This is a genomic window from Streptomyces albidicamelliae (assembly GCF_025642175.1).
Classification (GTDB): domain Bacteria; phylum Actinomycetota; class Actinomycetes; order Streptomycetales; family Streptomycetaceae; genus Streptomyces; species Streptomyces albidocamelliae.
In genome coordinates this window covers 6,554,629-6,572,968 of record NZ_CP106795.1, presented here as the reverse complement: position 1 = coordinate 6,572,968, position 18,340 = coordinate 6,554,629, and the positions used below count along the sequence as shown (strand labels likewise).

The window sequence follows — 18,340 nt, the reverse complement described above, 5'->3', positions numbered from 1 at the left end:
CGATCCGGACGCGAGCGCGCGGCGGGTCAGCCGAGGTGCGCCGACCAGTCCTGTTCCGCCGCCGGCTTGCCGTGCAGGTCGGGCACCCGCTTCAGCCAGTCCGGGCGGGCCGCCTGCGTCCTCGCCGCGCGGGCGGCCTCCTCGGCCGCGAGCTCCGCACCGCTCGGGAAGTCGGTGGGCAGCCACTGGGGCGAGAGCCGGACGCGGGCCAGCAGGTAGTCGACGTAGGCGTCCCGGACGTCGTCGGCGGTGGCGAACCCGGCGTCCTCGGCCAGCCAGGCGTCCGGCACCTCGGCGGCGATCGCGCGCAGCAGCTCCCGAGTCACGCGGGGCGCCAGCTCCGCGTCGGCGGCGCGGACGTCGGGGCCGTACTGGCCGAGGGCGTGGTGGCGGAAGTCGTACTTCCTGCCGGGGGTCGTGGTGTCCCAGCGGTGGTGGAAGACCAGCGCGGCGCCGTGGTCGATGAGCCACAGGCGCGGGGGCACGGTGCCGGACGTGGGCCAGACCATCAGGTTGGAGCTGTGCACCGTGCGGTCCACGTTGGCCGTCAGCGCGTCCAGCCACACGATCCGTCCCGCCTCCAGCGGATCCACCGGGAAGACCTTCGCGATGTCCGGGGTGAGGTCCCGGGCGCCCGGGAGATAGTCCATGCCGAGGTTGACCCCGGCGCTCGCGCTGTGCAGGTCCCGCACCTCCTGGTGCGGCTCGCCGGCGGCGATCGCCGGGTCGAAGCGCACCAGGACCAGCTCGGGGAAGCGCAGCCCGAGCGCGCGGGCGAGCTCGCCGACGATCACCTCGGCGACCAGCGCCTTGTGGCCCTGCGCCGAGCCGGTGAACTTCACGACGTACGTGCCGAGGTCGTCGGCCTCCACGACACCGGGGACGGAACCACCGGAGCGCAGAGGTTCGACGTAGCGGGTCGCGGTTACCGCTCGCATCATCTTCCAGGGCCCCACCGGTCGATTACCTTCTATTTCACGGCCAGCTTCGACGCGGTGCAATCCGGGGAGGCCTCCCGGAAGTGAGCATAGTGACCGGTGACCGGGCCCCGCTCCTCGGTGCCGGGACGGACGCCGTGGGGCCGGCGGTCCCGACGGTCACGGCACGCGGACCAGCCGCGGTTCGCTGGCGCGCGCTGCGTGCGTGCCGTACGTCCGGTCGATGCGGGCGATCAGGTCCGGGGCGGTCGGCTCGTACTCCTGGGTGCCGACCGATTCGAGGGCCGTGGTGGCCAGTGCGCAGCCCAGCCGGGCGGCCTGCTCCGGCGGCCAGCCCCAGGCCACGCCGGCGAGGAATCCGGCGCGGAAGGCGTCCCCGGCGCCGGTGGGGTCGGCGATCCTGTCCGTGGGCACGGCCGGGACCCGCAGCGTGACGCCGTCCGCTCCCCGCAGGGACACTCCCGCCTCGCCCCGCGTGGTGATCCAGGTGCCGATACGGCCGAGGAGCTCCCGCTCCGTCCAGCCGGTGCGCTCGTGCAGCAACGCGGCCTCGTACTCGTTGGTGAACAACCAGCGTGCGCCGTCCACGAGTTCGCGGGCCTGCTCGCCGGTGAGACGGGCGAGCTGCTGGGAGGGGTCGGCGGCGACCGGGACGCCGAGCCGGTGGGCCGTGGCGGTGTGGCGCAGCATGGCGGTGGGGTCGTCGGCGCCGACCAGGACGAACGCGGGCGCGCCGTGCCGGCGGACCACGCCGGCCAGGTCGATCCGGGCCGCCTCGGCCATGGCACCGGCGTAGAAGGTGGCGATCTGGTTCTGGTCGTCGTCGGTGGTGCACACGAAGCGCGCGGTGTGCAGGCGCTCGCTGACCCGGACCTCGGACGTGTCGACGCCGTTCGCCGCGAGCCGGGCGCCGTACTCGGCGAAGTCGACGCCCGCCGAACCGATCAGCAGGGGGGCGAGGCCGAGCCGTCCCAGGCCGAAGGCGATGTTCGCGCCGACTCCCCCTCTGCGCACGTCCAGCCGGTCGGCGAGGAACGACAGGGAGACCCGCTCCAGCTGCTCCGCGAGCAGCTGTTCCGCGAAGCGGCCGGGGAACACCATCAGGTGGTCGGTCGCTATCGAACCGGTCACGGCGATACGCATGGGCAGCACTCCTTGAGGCTGGGGCCGGGGCGAAGCCGGGGCCGGGGCGGTGCGGGGGCGGCTTCGGTGGCCGGCGCGTTCCGGGGCGCGGCGCGCGGCCCGGGAGGGGGACCGCGCGCCGTCCGTCAGGCGGTCTTCGCGGCCTTGCGCAGTGCGTCGGCGCGGTCGGTGCTCTCCCAGGTGAACTCGGCGAGTTCGCGGCCGAAGTGGCCGTAGACGGCCGTCCGGGAGTAGATGGGGCGGAGCAGGTCGAGGTCGCGGATGATCGCGGCCGGGCGGAGGTCGAAGACCTCGGTGACGGCCTGTTCGATCTTCTCGACGGCGACCGCGTGGGTGCCGAAGGTCTCGACGAACAGACCGACCGGCTCGGCCTTCCCGATCGCGTACGCGACCTGCACCTCGCAGCGCTCCGCCAGCCCGGCGGCGACGACGTTCTTGGCGACCCACCGCATCGCGTAGGCGGCCGAACGGTCCACCTTGGACGGGTCCTTGCCGGAGAAGGCGCCCCCGCCGTGCCGGGCGTAGCCGCCGTACGTGTCGATGATGATCTTCCGGCCGGTCAGTCCCGCGTCGCCCATCGGGCCGCCGATCTCGAAGCGGCCGGTCGGGTTGACCAGCAGGCGGTGGTCGCCGGTGGCCAGCTCGATGCCGTCGTCCGCGAGCCGTTCGAGGACGTGGTCGACGACATGGGTGCGGATGTCGGGGACGAGGTGGCCGTCCAGGTCGATGTCACCCGCGTGCTGCGAGGAGACGACGACGGTGTCCAGGCGGACCGGCCTGCTGCCCAGGTACTCGATGGTGACCTGGGTCTTGCCGTCCGGGCGCAGGTAGGGGACGGTGCCGTCCTTGCGGACCTCGGCCAGGCGGCGCGCGAGCCGGTGGGCCAGATCGATCGGCAGCGGCATCAGGGTGGGCGTCTCGGCCGTCGCGTAGCCGAACATCAGGCCCTGGTCGCCCGCGCCCTGCCGGTCGAGTTCGTCCTCGTCCTCCCCCTGGGAGGCGCCGCGGACACGCTGCTCGTACGCGGTGTCGACGCCCTGCGCGATGTCGGGGGACTGCGCGCCGATCGACACCGACACCCCGCAGGACGCTCCGTCGAAGCCCTTGGCGGAAGAGTCGTAGCCGATGTCGAGGATCTTCTGCCGCACCAGGGTGGCGATGTCGGCGTAGGCGGAGGTCGACACCTCGCCCGCGACGTGGACCTGGCCGGTGGTGATCAGGGTCTCGACCGCGACGCGCGACGCGGGGTCCTGACGGAGCAGTTCGTCGAGGATGCCGTCGCTGATCTGGTCCGCGATCTTGTCGGGGTGTCCTTCGGTGACGGACTCGGAGGTGAACAGGCTGCGGGACATGACACTCCAGGACGGTGAGGGATGGGCACGTGACGGCACGTCGCGTCACGTGCGGGGTGCGCCTTCGGTCCGGCGTCCCGTGCGCTGCCGGGCGCGCCGGGCGGGCGGAGCGGACCGGCCGTGCCCCGCCCCGCCGGGTGCGCCCGTCCGCCGTCGCGGCGGGCGCCACCGGCCGGTGCGGTCCGTGACGGCGGCGGCGCCTTTCGTACGGGCGCCTTCCCGCCCCGTGTCACCGCGTGGCCGGGGCCTTGCGGAACACCCAGTAGTCGGCGCCCTCCTCCGCGATGTAGTTGGCGTTCCTGAGGGTCAGCTCCAGCGCTGCCCGGCCGGTCACCTCGGGCGAGCGGGCGAAGTCCTCGAAGCCGGTCTCCGTGGCGTAGCTGCCGCGGGTGGACACCGCGACCAGGGCGCCGGGGCGGGCGTACTCGAAGAGCGTGAGGAGTGCCGTCGGACGGACGTGGCCCAGCGTGAAGACGCCGCTGCTGACCACGATGTCGTACACGTCGAGGCGCTCGTCGCGGCGGCCGGAGGACAGGTCCACCCCGCCGTAGACCTTCCGGTAGGCGTGGGTCCTGGCGGCCTCGGCGGCCATCTGCTCGGAGAGGTCGACGCCGTCGACGACGTAGTCGCCGAGGGTGCGCAGGAAACCGCCGACGAGGCCGGTGCCGCAGCCGGCGTCGAAGACGGTGGTCCGCGGCGGTCCGTAGGCGGAGGCGAGCAGGTGGACGAGGTTCGCCGCGACGCGGGGCGCCACCCACTGCTGGTCGGCGAGATCCTGGTTGTACCGGGTCGCCCAGTCCTCGTAGTAGCTCTTCAGTCCGGTGGCGTCGTCGAAGAACACATGCGAATTGGCTATGTTCGCGAAGGAGTTGCTCATGATTTTCCTTCCTTGAGGGTCAACTGGACATGTGTGGCGCTTTTCTCACCGGCTCGCGCGGGTGGTCGCGGGGACCGCGTCCGCGTCGGATTCGTCGGGGGCGGAAAGGGCTTCTTTCGAGCGGACGTTCCTCACGTCGAAGACCATGTAGACGGAGATTCCGGCGAGAATGCAGAGGGCGCCGGCGATTTCGGTCCAGGTGGGGGTCCGCTGCTCCACCGGAAGGCTGAGGATCGCCCCGAAGATGGTCTCCGTGGCGAGGAGCGGGCCGACCAGCGGCACCGGAATTCCCTGTGCCGCCTTGACCCAGATGTAGGTCCCCCACCAGGAACCGATGACGCCCAGGAAGACGCACCACGTGATGATCTTGAACAGCGGGTACGGGCTGAACGTCTCCTCCGGGGTGGAGGCGATCGCGTACGGCAGCAGCACCATCGACGCGCCCCCGGCCCCCATCGCCACGAGGGCGGCCCAGATCGTGGGGTCGGGCTTGGTCTCCCAGGTGCGCTGGGACTGGGCGTTGCGCACCACGAAGTACGACCACGTCAGCATCGCGCCGAGGGCGAGGGCGATCCCGAGGATGGAGTTCCCGGCATCCTCGCTCCTGCCCTGGACGAAGTCGGTGACGCTGAGCAGGTTGATGCCGGCGAGGATGAGGACGACCGGGGCGATCAGCTGGCTCCAGGACATCCGCTTCTCGGCGAAGTTCCCCGCGAGCGCGATGGTGATGGGCGACGCCCCGACCACCACGGCGGTGATGAAGCCGCTGCCCGCGGTCGCCGAGTAGGACACGCAGATGTAGAAGACGAAGTAGCCGACGAATCCGATGTACAGCCCGAAGAGGATCCGGCGCAGCGGCATCAGCTTGAGCTGCTTGCGGCTCCTGATCAGCACGTAGAGACCGCACAGGCCGAACAGGGAGTACCGGCCGGTCACCAGCAGCAGCTCGCTCGCGGGTTTGACCGCGGCCGGGGCGACGAACGCCGTGGCCCACAGCAGGGCCGCCGTCAGCGCGGCCATCACGTTCTTCTGTGTACTACCCATTACAGAGTCGGCTCCAGTGCACGGACCTCACCGGTCTCGAACCCGTTCCGGGTGAGCCAGTCCGCGTTGTAGATCTTGGACAGGTACTTGCTGCCGCTGTCCGGGAGCACGGTGACGACCGTCGCCGGGCCGGACAGCGACCGGGCCACCTGCACGGCGCCCCACACGTTCGCGCCCGCGGTCCCGCCGCAGACGAGTCCTTCGCGGCGGGCCAGGTGCCGGCAGGTGGCGAAGGCGTCGGCGTCGCTGAACCGGAGCACCTCGTCGATCGTGGAGAAGTCCATGCACCGGGCGAGGTGGTCCTCGCCGGCGCCCTCGACGAAGTACGGCGCGATCTGACCCGGGTCGATGACACCCTCGTGGAAGTAGCGGTGGTAGACGGAGCCGACGGGGTCCAGCAGGACCGACCTGACGTCCGGTTTCCGCTGCTTGAGGTAGCGCGAGGTGCCGGAGATGGTGCCGCCGGTGCTCCCCGACGCGACGAACGCCGTCACCGCGTCGCCGAGGGCGTCCCAGATCTCCGGGCCCGTGGAACGGAAGTGGGCCTCCGCGTTGAGGGGGTTGTCGTACTGGTTGAGCATGAAGGAGCCCGGCGTGGCGGCGTGGAGGGTCCTCGCGCGCGTCACGTAGTGGTCCGGCGTGTCCGGGAGCGCCGAGGTGGGGCAGACGACCACCTCCGCCCCCATGGCGCGCAGGGCGTCCTGCTTCTCCTTGCTCACCTTGTCGGGCATCGTCAGGACCGCGCGGTAGCCGCGCGTGGCCGCGAGCATCGCGATGGCCGCGCCGGTGTTGCCCGACGTGTTCTCGACGATGGTCGCCCCCGGTGCGATCAGCCCGCGGCGCTCGGCGTCGTCGACGATGTACCGGACGATCCGGTCCTTGATGCTGCCGCCCGGATTCATGAACTCGGCCTTGGCGAGGATCCGCACGTCGGCCGGAACGTCGAAGGTCTTCAGCTCGACGAGGGGTGTCTTGCCGATGAACGACTGGATATCCATCCCGAATCCTTAGTGATCACTTCCGAAGAGGGCGGCCCGGGGTGTGCTCCGGCCGGCTGGGCCCTGGCCGGGGTGGGCGTTGGCCGAGTGGGCGTTGGCCGAGTGGGCGTTGGCCGGGGACGAGCCGTGCCTACGTACCGGTCCTGGCCGGGGCGCGGGTCCTGCCCGGGGTACGGCGCCTGCACTGGGTGGGGCCGAGGCCTTCGGGGTGGGGCAGGGGGTGCGTGGCGATCCCGCTCGCGTCCGCCCCTGAGGCGTACGCCGCCGCGCCGGTGGTGCGCCCGGTGCTGCTCAGAGGGCGGAGCCGGGGATCTTGACGGAGTCGAGGATCGCCACGGTGTGCCCGACCTTCTCCCCCTGCTCGACCAGGCGCAGGGCGTCCGCGGCCGTGATGGCGTGCGGGGCGAGCTCCTGCTCGATCCCCAGGGCCCGGGCGCCCGCGCCGGCCGGGGACAGTCCTGCGAAGGCGTCCCGCAGGACGGGCACCGGATAGAAGTGGAAGGGGCCGAGACCCTCCCCCTCCCAGCGGGCGAAGCCGCCGACGACCTCGTCCGGTTCGGACTGGACCTTCCAGGTGTACGTCAGGATGCTGCCGTTGTAGCCGGCGGCACCGGAGAGGGCGAGGATCTCGGACAGCGGGATACGGGCCCCGATCGAGGACAGCACCCGGCCGCCGACCCGGAGTGCCGGGTGGGCCTGCTGGAGCGCCAGGTAGTGCAGGGTGACGAGGTTCTTCTCGGCGAAGCCGGGGATCTCCTCGTCGCGCTCGGCGATGAACGTCGAGCTGGTCTGGCCGTCGTCGAGGTCGGCGCTGCGTGCCATCGGGATGTTGGGCAGGTTCTCGTAGACCACGTCGAGCTGCGACAGCTTCCCGGCCAGCGGGGCGAGCAGGTCGCCGGCGCCCGCGACCAGTTCCACGTCCCGCGCCAGGAGGTTCGCCTCGATGTTGGCCCTCGCACAGGCGACGACGTCCTCGTGGAGGTCGGTGAATCCGACGTGGCGCGCCTTCAGGATCTCCACGGCGGCCAGGACGTCCAGGCCCGCGCCCGTGCCGATCGTGCAGAAGCGCGGGGCGAGGAAGCCCATCTCGGCCAGGGTCTTGAAGGCGGGGACCGCGACGCTCGCGACCCAGTCGGCCCGCGGCTCGTCCGCCTTCGGAAGGTACGAATGGTCCGAGAGCCTCAGCCCCAGGGAGGACCTGATGCGGGCGGGATCCTCGATCTCGAAGAACTCACCCGGCGACAGCACCAGTTCGGCATGGGCGATCTGCGTACTCATCTGGTTCTCCTTCGGTGTGACGGCAGCGCGACTTCTGCGAGAACTTCCGGGCTCGACCGGCGCGGAACGAGGCCGACGGCCGTACGAACCGGCCCGCGGCGAGGAATGGGCGGTGACCGCGCCCTCCTGCCGATCCGCTCTTCAGGAACGGCATTCCTGCGGTGGAAGTGATTTCACTATCGCCAGCCGTCACCGAGGCTGTACAGGGTTGCCCTGTTGCCTCTCGACAGGCAACTCCGGTGCACACGGCACGCATCCGGCCTGTTCCGATTCCTCCGCCGGCCGCGCGGTGCCACGAATTCGCGCCATACCGTCACCCTTTCGGCCGTGGCACGGCGCGGTGCGAGTGATGCCGGGCGGGACGCGGGCGCCCGTTCCGCGATCGCCAGCGCGGGCCCCGGTCCCCGGGCCCCGCGCGCCTCCGGCCTCCCCGCACGGCGCCGCGGAGGACGGGCCGACGGCGCCGGAGGGGGTCGTTCCGTAGCAGCGCCGTCGGCGTGCCGCAACCGGAGGAACCATTCAAGTCAGCTTGCTCGGGGCGCCGTTGACACCGCGAAGATCGAATCCATAGCATGTAGCTATACCGGTTGGTATACGCCTCACCTCCCCCCACACGAAGGAGATGGGAACGTGTCGCTCCACAGGTCGGCCACGGCGACCACCGGGGCAGCGGTACCCCCCGCACCACGCGGCCGCGCACGCGCCGCCGCTCCACCTCGGCACCCACGGGAGGCGGGACACCGCACGACGGCCCCCCGGCCCGTACCCGCGAGGGGAGTTCACCCGTGAAACCCCTCTACCTCCGCGAGGACACCGAGCGACAGCGGGAACGGCTCGCAGTCACGGTCCGGCGGCTGCACCGGAGCGGCTGGATGCCGGGAACGTCCGGCAGCCTGTCCCTGCGCTCCGGCGACGCGGTCCTCATCACGGCACAGGACCTCGACAAGGGCCGGGCGGACGCCCGGGACACGGTCCTGGTCGACCCGTCCGAAGGGCTGCCGCTCCTCGGTGAGACCGAGTGGCCCTGCGCCGAGGCGCCGGTCCACCTCGCACTCCACGGCTACCTGCCCGACTGCGAGACGGTGGTGCACGTGCGGGCGGCGGGCGGCACCGCGCCGGACGCGCTCGACGCCGGCGCGGGAGACGGCGGCGCGGGACACGCCGGCCCTCCCGCGGCTGAGCCTCACCTCCGTTCTGGCCCGGCCGGTTTCACGCCGACGGTGCTGCCGGACCCGCCGGAACGGCTCGACCCCGGCCGTACGGCCGACGCCGTGCGGGCCGTCCTCGGCGGCACCGCCGCAGGCGCGCCGCCGGCTCTCCTCGTGACGGGCCTGGGCGTGTTCACCTGGGGCCGGGACCTCGGCGAGGCGCTCGCCGCGCTGGACCGGGTCGAGGAGGGGAGCCGCCCGCCGCTGGGGTCCGGCGCCGGCGTCCCGGACCCGGCCGGGTGGGCCAGGTGACGCTCCTTCAGGTGATGCCCGTGGAGGCACCGGCGGACGTGCGGCTGCGCTCCGACGACGAGGAGGTCATCCGCAGGGAACTGCTCTGGATCGGCGTGCGTTTCGGCAGATGGCACGCCGCGCACCGGCTTCCCGCCGAGGCCGACGACGCCGCCATCACCCGCGCGTACCGCTGCCACATCGACCATGTCCGCGCCGAGAGCGGCTACCGGGCCGTCGAGATCGCCCGTCTGCCGGAAGGGCCGGAGGGACCGCACGGTCCGGCCGCGGCAGGGCACGATCCCCCACCGGCGGGCCCGGATCAGGCGCTCTGCGAGGACTGCCCCGGTGAGCACCTCCACGAGCAGGACCTGGTGCGGTTCGTCGTGGCGGGCTCGGCCTGCTTCTTCCTCCATGTCTCCGGTGCGGTGCACGCGGTGCTCTGCACGGCGGGGGACCTGCTGTCCGTACCCGGGCGTACGGCCCACTGGTTCGACGCCGGTGCGGACCCCCGGTACACGGCCATCCGTTTCCGCCAGGGCGCGGGCGGCGCCGGGACGCGGTGCCTGCCGAACGGCCTCGCCGCCCGGTTCCCCGGCTTCGACGCGCTGGCGGCGCCACGATGACGGGCGCCGGTCCCCGGTCCCGGACCGGCCGATGTCGCGCCTTCGGCAGACCGGGCGTCGACGTCACCGGCGCGCGCTGACCTCGACGGCGCGCCGGCGGTCCGGTGCCAGGTCGCGGCACGGACCTCGCGGCACGGACCTCGCGGGCCGACCCGCGACAGGGACTCCCCTGGACGCGCGGCCGTCGGGGAATCCGCCGACCCGGCCAACTCCCCTCCGGGACTGGCCACTCGCAACCGTCTTCACGATCTCAGGGGGCTCGAAAGTGGTACGGGAACCGGCACAGGGCACCACACCGATGCGCGCGTCGCGCCAGGAGACCGGTTGCCCACCGAGTGCGGGCGAGCCGGCGTCCTTCGGGCAACTGCTCCGCTCCCTCCGACAGCAACGAGGACTCTCCCTGAGCCAGTTGGCCAACCGTGCGCACTTCAACCGGGGCCACGTCAGCAAGATCGAGAACGGCAAGCGGCCCCCGTCGGTGAGCTTCGCGAGGGCCTGCGACCGCGCGCTCGACGCGGGCACCACCTTCGCCACCATCGCCCTGGCCCTGGAGTCCGCGTCCCGGCCGCAGCAGGGCTGGGTGCGTCCCGGTCAACTGCCGTCGGCCAAGCGCAACTTCGTCGGGCGGCAGGAGGAGATGCGGCATCTCGACGGCCTGCTGCGAGGGGCCGAGCAGACCCTCGCCGTACCGGTGGCGGTCATCAGCGGACTGCCGGGCGTGGGCAAGACCGCCGTCGCGGTCCAGTGGGCGCATCACGCGGTCAACAGCGGTCACTTCCGCGACGGCCAGCTCTTCGTCAACCTGCAGGGGCCAGGGCCGGGAACGGCGGCCACCCCGTCCGACGTGCTGGCCGGCCTGCTCCGCACGCTGGGGGTCCCCGCCGACCGGATCCCGGCCGATCTGGACCAGCGGGCCGCGACGTTCCGCTCGTACCTGCACGGCCGCGAGATGCTGCTGGTGCTGGACAACGCGGCGGACGCCCAGCAGATCTACCCGCTGCTGCCCGGCTCCCCCGGATGTGCGGTGGTCGTGACCAGCCGTTCACGCCTGCCGGGTCTGATGTCCGTGGCCGAGGCGGCCACGCTGCGGCTCACCGAGTTGTGCCAGCCGGAGGCCGCCCTGCTGATCCGGGCGATCATCGGGGACCCGCGGGCCGACGCCGACCCCGGGGCCGTCGACCTGCTGGCCGATCGATGCGGCCGGCTGCCGCTGGCCCTGGTGCTGGCCGGCGAGCACATCGTGAGCCGTCAGCAGCGCAGCGCCGACGCCCTGGCCCGCGAACTCAAGCCCGAACGCGCCCGGCTGAACCTGGCCGAGGGCGATGTCGTGCTGCGCGACGCCTTCGCCACGTCGTACCGGGCCCTGGACGAACAGAGTGCCCGTCTGTTCCGCCTTCTGGGTCTGCTGCCCAGCCGGCTCATCGACGCCGACGCCACCGCGGCCACCGCGGGGGTCAGCCAGGACGAGGCGTCGCGCATGCTGCGCGGCCTCGCCAGCATGCACCTGATCCACCGCCAGGACGAACGCCACTACCTGATGCACCAGTTGCTGCGGACCTACGCGGCGGACCTGGCACGCCAGATGGACAAGGAGGCCGGGCACATCCAGGCACTGCGCTCCACCCTGGACGGGGTCACCACGGGTGCGGCCCCCCTGTCCTCGCTCGTCGCCTAGGCGGACACGGGGCGGGGACGCCCCGGCCGGGCGGCGGCGTTCCTCACGAACGCGCGAGCTCCCCGGCGAGGGACGTGTCGACCAGGACGGCGGCCATGTGCGCCGCACGGTCGACGGCCTGGTCCACGGAGTGCATGGAGTCGGCGACGCAGGCACCCTCGTGGAGGATCAGCACCTGGGCGGCCAGCGCGGCCGGGTCGGCGGCGCGCGCCTGCCTCGCGAGGTCCTCCAGGTAGGTGAGGAGCCAGGTCTTCTGCTCGCGGGCCACCTTGCGCCCGGGGTGGTCCTCCGGCAGTTCCACGGCGGCGTTGATGAAGGCGCACCCGCGCGAGTTGCGCTCCCGCATCCAGGAGCGCAGGGCGTCGAAGGTGGCGAGGATCTTCTGCTCGGCCGGTCCGTCGTGACCGTTGACGTGCTTCACCAGCGTGGAGCGCCACAGCCCGTCACGGGCGCGCAGGTACGCCACGATGAGCTGTTCCTTCGAGCCGAACCGGTCGTAGATGGTCTTCTTGGTGACGCCCGCCTCCTCGGCGATCGCCTCCACGCCGACGGCACGGATCCCCTGCTCGTAGAAGAGCCGAGACGCGGTCTCGAGGATCCTCACGCCCGCAGGGGTCAGATGCTGCGTCCCGCGCCTCTTGCCGCCTCGGCCTGCGGTGCCGTTGCCAACAGTCACGGCCACACGGTACACCGATCGGTATAGTTCCGACAGTCACCGAGCGCCCCGGGAACGCGGAGGCGCACCTCGCCGCGCGCCCTCAACGCGCGCCCGCGGCAGGGCACTTCCCGACCCCTCCCCGACCCCTTCCCGACATGCCGCCGATGGCGCAATCGGCGTCCGCGGCACCGCGCCGGGGCACGCTGGGCCGCGCACGCGCACCCGCGCCGCGTCCCTACGCAGACCAGGGGAGACGGATGCCACCGAACTCCGGCGTCGAGGCGGTCGTCCTCGACGTCCTCGGCACGATGGTCGACGAGCCGGGCGGGCTGCGCACGGCCCTGCGCGAGGCGCTGCCGGCCGCCGGCGAGGAGACGGTCGAGCGGCTGCGCACCCTGTGGCAGGAGCACGTCGAGAGCCAGCAGCGGCGGATCGCCGACGGCAGCCGCCCGTACGCCGACAGCGAGGTCATCGACCGAGAGGCGGCGGAACGCGTCGCCGGCCACGCGGGGCTCACCGACGCCGGGGCCGTCGACCGGCTGGCCACCGCCGGTCAGCGGCTGGAGCCCTGGACCGACTCGGTGGCGGGTCTGGCGCGTCTCGCGGAGCGCTTCCCCCTGCTCGGGCTCAGCAACGCGAGCCGGGCGGCGCTGCTCCGGCTGAACTGCCACGCGGGACTGCGGTGGCACCAGGCCCTCTCCGCTCAGGAGGCCCGCGCCTACAAGCCGGCGCCGCAGGTCTACCGGCTCGCTCTCGACGTCGTGGGGCGTCCGCCCGCGCACGTCCTGATGGTCGCCGCCCACGCCTGGGACCTGCGCGGGGCGCAGCGGCTGGGCATGCGCACCGCCTACGTGCGGCGCCCGGTCGGTGATCCACCGCTGCCCTCCGACGACTTCGACTGGCGCGCCGGCAGCCTCGCCGAACTGGCGGAGGTGCTGACGTCGGACCGCGGCGGCGGCTGACCGGTCCGGCCGGGGCCGGCTCCCTCCCCCTGCCGGGGCGGCCGTCGCGTCAGCCGGCTCGCAGCGGGTTCGGCAGGGGCAGATAGCGGGCTTCGGCGCCGTCCGCTCCCGTCCAGCGCAGCAGCAGGTTGGTCTTGCCGGGCAGGGTGGGCGCGGTGAGCAGGGCGGGGATCTCGGGCAGGTCGTGCCGGGCCAGCTCACGGCGGGCGGCGGGCCAGGGGTCCAGGCCCGGGTGGTGTTCGGCGAGGGCGGCGGCGATCTCGCTCAGGTGGTTGACGACCAGGCAGTACACCAGGCGCTCCCAGCCGGCGGCGCGGGAGACGTCCGGCAGCAGCTTGGCGCCCTCGGCGTCCCGGAACAGTGCCTGGACGGGCGTGCCGGCCGCGTCCACGGCGACGAGGGTGTTCTGCAGGTGGGCCTCCAGCACCACGCCGTGGTCGTGGAAGGCGGTGAGGGCGGGCGGGACGACCTGCCGCAGATAGGCCTCCCACCAGGCCGCCGGGTCCGCGGTGGCCGCCGCGGGGCTGCCGTCGAAGCCCTCGGCGAGGCCCGCGGCGAGCAGCGGGGTGGCGCCGGGCAGCAGATGGCCGCGCAGGCCGTCGCGGACGAGTACGGCGAGTTCCTCGAAGGCGAACGCGGCGGTGCGGTAGCCGCGGTCGCTCAGCCAGGCGGCGGGCGGGCCCATCGCCGCGAAGGCGTGCCGTGCGGCGGTGTCCGTGCGGCGCAGCCGCCGCAGGTCGTGGCGCCACAGCCGGCGGACGTCGTTGGTGATGCGCACGTCCAGGCTGAACTTCAGGAACAGGTCGCGCCGGGGCGCGTACACCGTGCGGACCGCGGCCGTCGGCCAGGCGTCGAAGGCGGTCGTACCGAGGCGGAGCAGGCGTCCGTCGGCGAGCGCCGGCGCGAGTTCGCGGGCGACCAGGGCGAGCTGCCAGGGGTGGGCGGGCAGCAGCCGGTAGCCGGGCGGTGCGGTGCCGAGGGCGTCCAGGGCACGGGTGTCGCCCTCCTCGGCCACCTGGTCCTCGCGGACCCCGAGCAGCACCAGCGGGAAGCGGGCGTGGGCCTCGGGGGCGTACGGCAGCCAGGAGGCGACCGGGCCGCCGCCGCGCGCCTTGGGGGCCGGGTGGTGGGGGTGTCCGGTGAGCAGGGACTGCTCGGAGCGCAGGTACGGGTCGCCGGGCGGGGTCGCCCGCTCGCGGGCGGTGAGCAGCGCGGCGACCGCGTCCCGGCTGTCGATCATCTCGGCGGGCAGGTCGCCGCCGGTCAGTCCGGTGTGCCGGCGCAGCTCCTCGGCGACCAGCTTGACCAGTTCGGTGTGGCCGACCGGGTGCCAGGCACCGGCGCGGTGGACCTCGGGGTCGGCGGGGCGCCGGCCGGCGCGCACGCGCAGCAGCCGCCCGCTGGGCAGCCGGTGGACACGGCGTGTCCCGGCGTCCGGAAGGGGTTCGGCCACCTCGCGCAGCAGGCAGTTGAGCAGCGGCGCGGCGGCGTATGCGTCGGCGCGGGGGCCGACGGCGCCGGTGGGGGGTGTGTGGTCCACGCGATCCATTCGTTCTTCGTCCAGGTGCCGATCGCGGCGTTGCGCATGCGGTGTTCCACGGCGCGGGACGGGTCCGTCGCACACCGCGTACGACTCGCTCGTCGTCCGGGAGCCGGTGGTGATCAGTATGTCGGTCTTCCCTGACAATCGTGCCCGTTGCCCGTGTATCCGAGGAGCCGACCGTGCACCGACCCCCCACCCGTGAGGCCGAGGTCGCCGAGGAGCTGGCCGGCGTACGGCCGGACCTGCTGTCCCGCTACGCGGCGGAGCTGCCGGGCGCCCGCGCCGCCGTGCTGACCAGGCTGTGGCGGGCGCTCGCGCACGAGCCGCTGCCGTGGTGCGCGGGCCGGGTGCGGGGCGCCCACGGCCTCGCCCTGCGGCTCGCCGACGGCCGGACGCTGTACGGACCGCACGCGGACCCGTACGCCACGAGCGCGTACGTCACCGGCGTCCGCCTCGGCCAGGAGCGGTACGCCGATCCGGCGGCCCTGATGGCGGCGCTGGGGGTGTCGCACGGGTCCGCTTTCGCGGCCGAGCTGGCGGACAGCGTGGCGTCGCTCGCGCTGTCGCGGGCGGGCGCGGATCACCCGAAGGGATGGCCGGTGGAGATCACCCCGGCCGGTGGCCGGCGGAGGGACTGGGAGTGGGAGCAGCGGGTGGTCGACGGGCACCCCTTCCATCCCAACTGCCGTTCCCGGCCCGGTTTCTCGGTGGGGGACCAGCTGGCGTACGGTCCGGAGCACCGGCCGGTGGTGCGGTTGTCGGCGGTGGCGGTGCCGGCCGCCGGGTGCCTGGCGACGGGTGAGTGGCCTGAGGAACTCCGCGAGGGTGGGCGGCTGTTGGTGCCGGTGCACCCGTGGCAGGCGGCGCACGTCCTGGGGCGGCCGTGCGCCCCGTGGCGGCCGGCCCACCCGCTGATGTCCCTGCGGACGCTGGCGGTGCCCGACGGGCCGCACGTGAAGACCGCGCTGAGCGCCCGGCTGACCTCCTCGGTGCGGGACATCTCCCCGTACTCGGTGCGGGCCGCGGCGCCCCTGTCCGATCTGGGCGAGGAGCTGGCCGCGCGCACCGGCGGGCTGCTGCACGTCACCCGCACGCTGGGAGCGGTCACCGCACACTCCGCCGACCTGGCCGCACTGCTGCGGGAGTCGCCCGAGGAGTACGCGGCGCCGGACGAGCACGTCCTGCCGGTGGCCGCCCTCGCCACCACCTCGCTGCCCGGATCCCCTGACTGGCTGGCCGGGTTCGCGCGGCTGGCGCTCACGGTGGGCCTGTTCCTGCTGGATCTCGGCGTGGCCCTGGAGGCGCACGGCCAGAACCTCCTGGTCGTCCTGTCGGCCGACGGCACCCCGCGGCGGCTGGTCTACCGCGATCTGGCCGACATCCGGATCAGCCCCGCCCGCCTGGCCGCCCACGGCATCACCCCGCCGCCGCTCACCGGCCGGCTGGTCACCGACGACGAAACCGCCCTGCGGCGCAAGCTGTTCGGCTCGCTGGTGGCGGGTGCCCTGGCGGGTACGGCGGGCTCCGGACCGGCGCTCGGCGCGGCCCTCGCCGCGGCGCTGCCCGGTCTCCCGGACACCGCCGGCCTGCGGGCCCTGCGCGAAGGACCGGTGCCGGCCAAGGCGCTGACGCTGATGCGGCTGTCCCCGGGGACGCCGGGGGACCAGTGGACGTCGCTGCCGAACCCGCTCGTTTTGGAGCACGGACCGTCTGATCAATAGGATCCGCCGATGATCAGAAGACAACGGCTGGCGGCGGGCGTCTGCGCTCTGCTCGCCGCCCTGACGGCCGGGCTCGCCTTCCCCGCCGGTGCGGTCGCCGACGAGACCGAGCAGGCCTCCCCCAAGGTCGAACTCGTCCTGGACGTCAGCGGTTCCATGCGCACCCGGGACATCGACGGCGGCACCCGGATGGCCGCGGCGAAGCAGGCGTTCAACGAGGTGCTGGACGCGACGCCGGAGGAGGTGCGGCTGGGCATCCGCACGCTCGGCGCCAACTACCGCGGCAACGACCGCAAGGAGGGCTGCAAGGACACCGAACAGCTCTACCCGGTCGGCCCGCTGGACCGGACCGACGCGAAGACGGCCGTGGCCACGCTGTCGCCGACCGGCTGGACGCCGATCGGGCCCGCGCTGCTGAAGGCGGCGGGCGACCTCAACGGCGGTGACGGCACCCGCCGTATCGTCCTGATCAGCGACGGCGAGGACACCTGCCAGCCCCTCGACCCGTGCGAGGTGGCCCGCGAGATAGCCGCCAAGGGCATCGGGCTGACCATCGACACCCTCGGCCTGGTGCCCGACGCGAAGACCCGTGACCAGCTCAGCTGCATCGCGGACGCGACCGGCGGCACCTACACCTCCGTGCAGCACAAGGAGGAACTGAGCGACCGGGTGGGCCAGTTGGTCGACCGGGCGGCCGATCCGGTGGTGACGCCCGTGGCGACGCGGGGCGCGGACCGGTGCGAGCAGGCACCGGCGCTGAAGTCCGGGCTGTACACCGACCGCGAGGAGTTCGGGCAGCAGCGCTGGTACAAGGTGGACGTCGAGCCGGGCCAGGAGCTGCGCGCCTCGGTGAGCGTGGCGGACGACCGGGCCGTGAACCCGCACTACGGGGTGCTGCTGCGGGCGGTGACCCTGCACGGGCGGGAGATCGTGCGCGGTGAGGCGGCGGGCACCGGCCGCACCGACGTGATCTCGACGGGTCTGCGCTACCCGACGGCGGAGAGCGACGACGACAGCGCGCCCGCCGAGACCGTGTGCCTCCAGGTCACCCAGTCGTTCTCGGCCGCCGCGGGCGTGAAGACGACGCCCGGTCTGCCGCTGGAGCTGACCGTCGACGTCGTGGACGGGCCGACGGGCCACCGGGACGTGGCCGCCTTCGGGCTCGGGCGCGGCTGGTGGCTGCTGGGCGTGCTGGTGCTGATCGGCTTCGTCGCCGGTCTGCTGTGGGGCTGGCTGTCGCGCTGGCGGGTCGCCGTCTGGAGGACGAACTGATGCGTATCACACGGATACTGGGCGCCGCGCTGCTGGCGCTGGGGCTGGCCGCCGGGCCGGCCGCCGCCGACTCCTCGCCCTCGCCGAGCGCCTCCGGCGACGACAAGGCCCCCACCCAGGCGGGCACCTCCTTCCGCACGGCCACGGAGATCGAGCAGGGGCAGCGGGCCACCGCGTCCGGCTCGACCGGTGACTACCTGTACTGGTCGTTCCCGGCGGACACCGGGCAGCGGCCCACCGTCGAGGCGACGGTGAAGCTGCCCGAGACGCACGGCTCGCAGACCTGGCAGCTGGACGTGTACGACGGACTGCGGCGCCGTCAGGCCTGCCAGTACGGCGCCCAGTCCCGCACCGCCGCGCAGGGCACCTCCTCGGTCGAGCTCGCCTGTGTGCTGCGCACGGTGCGCGGCTGGTCGGAGCCCTGGGCGAACGACCCGCTGCCGGGCACCTACTACGTCCGGCTGACCGTGCTGGACCTCGGCTCCTCCGACCTCGGCCTTCCGGTGAGCGCCGAAGTCCGCGTGGACTCCGAGGACATCGGCGGCGCGGCGGCGGTCGACGGCTCGCTCGGCAAGCCGCTCGTGCCCGGCATCGCCGTCAAGGCCGACGAGGAGAAGGACGGTTCGAAGGCGGCGGTGCTGTCCAGCTTCGGCTCGGACGACGGCTGGTCCTCCGGCTGGTGGTCCGACCGCTGGGTGTGGACCGGGATCGGCGCGGTGCTGGCCGCACTGGCCGGCATCGGCGGGTACGCCCTGACCCGGGGCTCGGGCCGCCCCACCCGGGTGCCTCCGGGCGCCTGACCGCCCACCGCCCC

16 protein-coding genes are annotated in these 18,340 nt (G+C 73.4%); 7 read left to right on the top strand and 9 right to left on the bottom strand.

Annotation, left to right across the window (positions count from 1 at the left end; genetic code table 11):
* Positions 1 to 26 precede the first annotated feature (26 nt).
* From N8I86_RS29720 to N8I86_RS29690, 7 genes are all read right to left on the bottom strand, one after another.
* The gene (locus N8I86_RS29720; RefSeq protein WP_073897845.1) at positions 27 to 941 is read right to left on the bottom strand and encodes a HipA family kinase; all 915 of its coding nucleotides are present in this window, start codon (positions 939 to 941) and stop codon (positions 27 to 29) included.
* Positions 942 to 1,097: 156 nt separating this feature from the next.
* Positions 1,098 to 2,081, bottom strand: coding sequence for a carbohydrate kinase family protein (locus N8I86_RS29715; RefSeq protein ID WP_263279115.1), 984 nt, complete (start codon positions 2,079 to 2,081; stop codon positions 1,098 to 1,100).
* 125 nt (positions 2,082 to 2,206) lie between these two features.
* Complete coding sequence (metK, locus tag N8I86_RS29710) at positions 2,207 to 3,433, bottom strand: methionine adenosyltransferase (RefSeq protein ID WP_123440150.1); 1,227 nt, start codon at positions 3,431 to 3,433, stop codon at positions 2,207 to 2,209.
* Between the two features lie 229 nt (positions 3,434 to 3,662).
* Positions 3,663 to 4,310, bottom strand: coding sequence for a class I SAM-dependent DNA methyltransferase (locus N8I86_RS29705; RefSeq protein WP_263279114.1), 648 nt, complete (start codon positions 4,308 to 4,310; stop codon positions 3,663 to 3,665).
* Between the two features lie 45 nt (positions 4,311 to 4,355).
* Entirely contained in the window at positions 4,356 to 5,354 is a 999-nt protein-coding gene (locus N8I86_RS29700; protein WP_073897134.1) for a DMT family transporter, read from the bottom strand.
* Entirely contained in the window at positions 5,354 to 6,352 is a 999-nt protein-coding gene (locus N8I86_RS29695; protein WP_263279113.1) for a PLP-dependent cysteine synthase family protein, read from the bottom strand. The genes N8I86_RS29700 and N8I86_RS29695 overlap by 1 nt, the downstream gene beginning before the upstream one ends.
* Before the next feature lie 291 nt (positions 6,353 to 6,643).
* Entirely contained in the window at positions 6,644 to 7,630 is a 987-nt protein-coding gene (locus N8I86_RS29690) for a class I SAM-dependent methyltransferase (RefSeq protein WP_123440146.1), read from the bottom strand.
* Positions 7,631 to 8,415: 785 nt separating this feature from the next.
* Here N8I86_RS29690 and N8I86_RS29685 point away from each other — a divergent pair.
* Genes N8I86_RS29685 through N8I86_RS29675 form a run of 3 tightly spaced genes read left to right on the top strand, consistent with a single transcriptional unit; the run spans position 8,416 to position 11,370 of the window.
* Positions 8,416 to 9,090 carry a class II aldolase/adducin family protein gene (locus N8I86_RS29685; RefSeq protein ID WP_263279112.1) on the top strand — a complete coding sequence of 225 codons (675 nt, stop codon included), beginning with the start codon at positions 8,416 to 8,418 and terminating at the stop codon, positions 9,088 to 9,090.
* Positions 9,087 to 9,695 (top strand): cupin, encoded by a 609-nt coding sequence (locus N8I86_RS29680; RefSeq protein ID WP_263279111.1) that lies wholly within the window; start codon positions 9,087 to 9,089, stop codon positions 9,693 to 9,695. The genes N8I86_RS29685 and N8I86_RS29680 overlap by 4 nt, the downstream gene beginning before the upstream one ends.
* Positions 9,696 to 9,726: 31 nt before the next feature.
* Positions 9,727 to 11,370: a helix-turn-helix domain-containing protein gene (locus N8I86_RS29675; protein ID WP_317633625.1), complete on the top strand. Its 1,644-nt coding sequence runs from the start codon at positions 9,727 to 9,729 to the stop codon at positions 11,368 to 11,370.
* Positions 11,371 to 11,413: 43 nt separating this feature from the next.
* Here the strand turns inward: N8I86_RS29675 and N8I86_RS29670 are convergent, their stop codons facing one another.
* Positions 11,414 to 11,974: a TetR/AcrR family transcriptional regulator gene (locus tag N8I86_RS29670; RefSeq protein ID WP_073897145.1), complete on the bottom strand. Its 561-nt coding sequence runs from the start codon at positions 11,972 to 11,974 to the stop codon at positions 11,414 to 11,416.
* A 311-nt stretch (positions 11,975 to 12,285) separates the two neighbouring features.
* On the opposite strand from N8I86_RS29670, the gene N8I86_RS29665 reads away from it, so the two are divergent.
* The gene (locus N8I86_RS29665) at positions 12,286 to 12,990 is read left to right on the top strand and encodes a haloacid dehalogenase type II (RefSeq protein ID WP_123440142.1); all 705 of its coding nucleotides are present in this window, start codon (positions 12,286 to 12,288) and stop codon (positions 12,988 to 12,990) included.
* Positions 12,991 to 13,039: 49 nt separating this feature from the next.
* Here the strand turns inward: N8I86_RS29665 and N8I86_RS29660 are convergent, their stop codons facing one another.
* Positions 13,040 to 14,539 carry an IucA/IucC family protein gene (locus tag N8I86_RS29660; RefSeq protein WP_073897151.1) on the bottom strand — a complete coding sequence of 500 codons (1,500 nt, stop codon included), beginning with the start codon at positions 14,537 to 14,539 and terminating at the stop codon, positions 13,040 to 13,042.
* A gap of 173 nt (positions 14,540 to 14,712) precedes the next feature.
* Here N8I86_RS29660 and N8I86_RS29655 point away from each other — a divergent pair, with 173 nt between their 5' ends.
* The 3 genes from N8I86_RS29655 to N8I86_RS29645 are packed head-to-tail and all read left to right on the top strand — an operon-like array spanning position 14,713 to position 18,326.
* On the top strand, positions 14,713 to 16,254 hold the full coding sequence (locus N8I86_RS29655) for an IucA/IucC family protein (RefSeq protein ID WP_263279109.1): 1,542 nt from the start codon (positions 14,713 to 14,715) through the stop codon (positions 16,252 to 16,254).
* A gap of 9 nt (positions 16,255 to 16,263) precedes the next feature.
* Positions 16,264 to 17,526 carry a VWA domain-containing protein gene (locus tag N8I86_RS29650; protein ID WP_073897157.1) on the top strand — a complete coding sequence of 421 codons (1,263 nt, stop codon included), beginning with the start codon at positions 16,264 to 16,266 and terminating at the stop codon, positions 17,524 to 17,526.
* Positions 17,526 to 18,326: a hypothetical protein gene (locus N8I86_RS29645; protein WP_073897851.1), complete on the top strand. Its 801-nt coding sequence runs from the start codon at positions 17,526 to 17,528 to the stop codon at positions 18,324 to 18,326. Before N8I86_RS29650 ends, N8I86_RS29645 begins: the two co-directional genes overlap by 1 nt.
* Positions 18,327 to 18,340 lie beyond the last annotated feature (14 nt).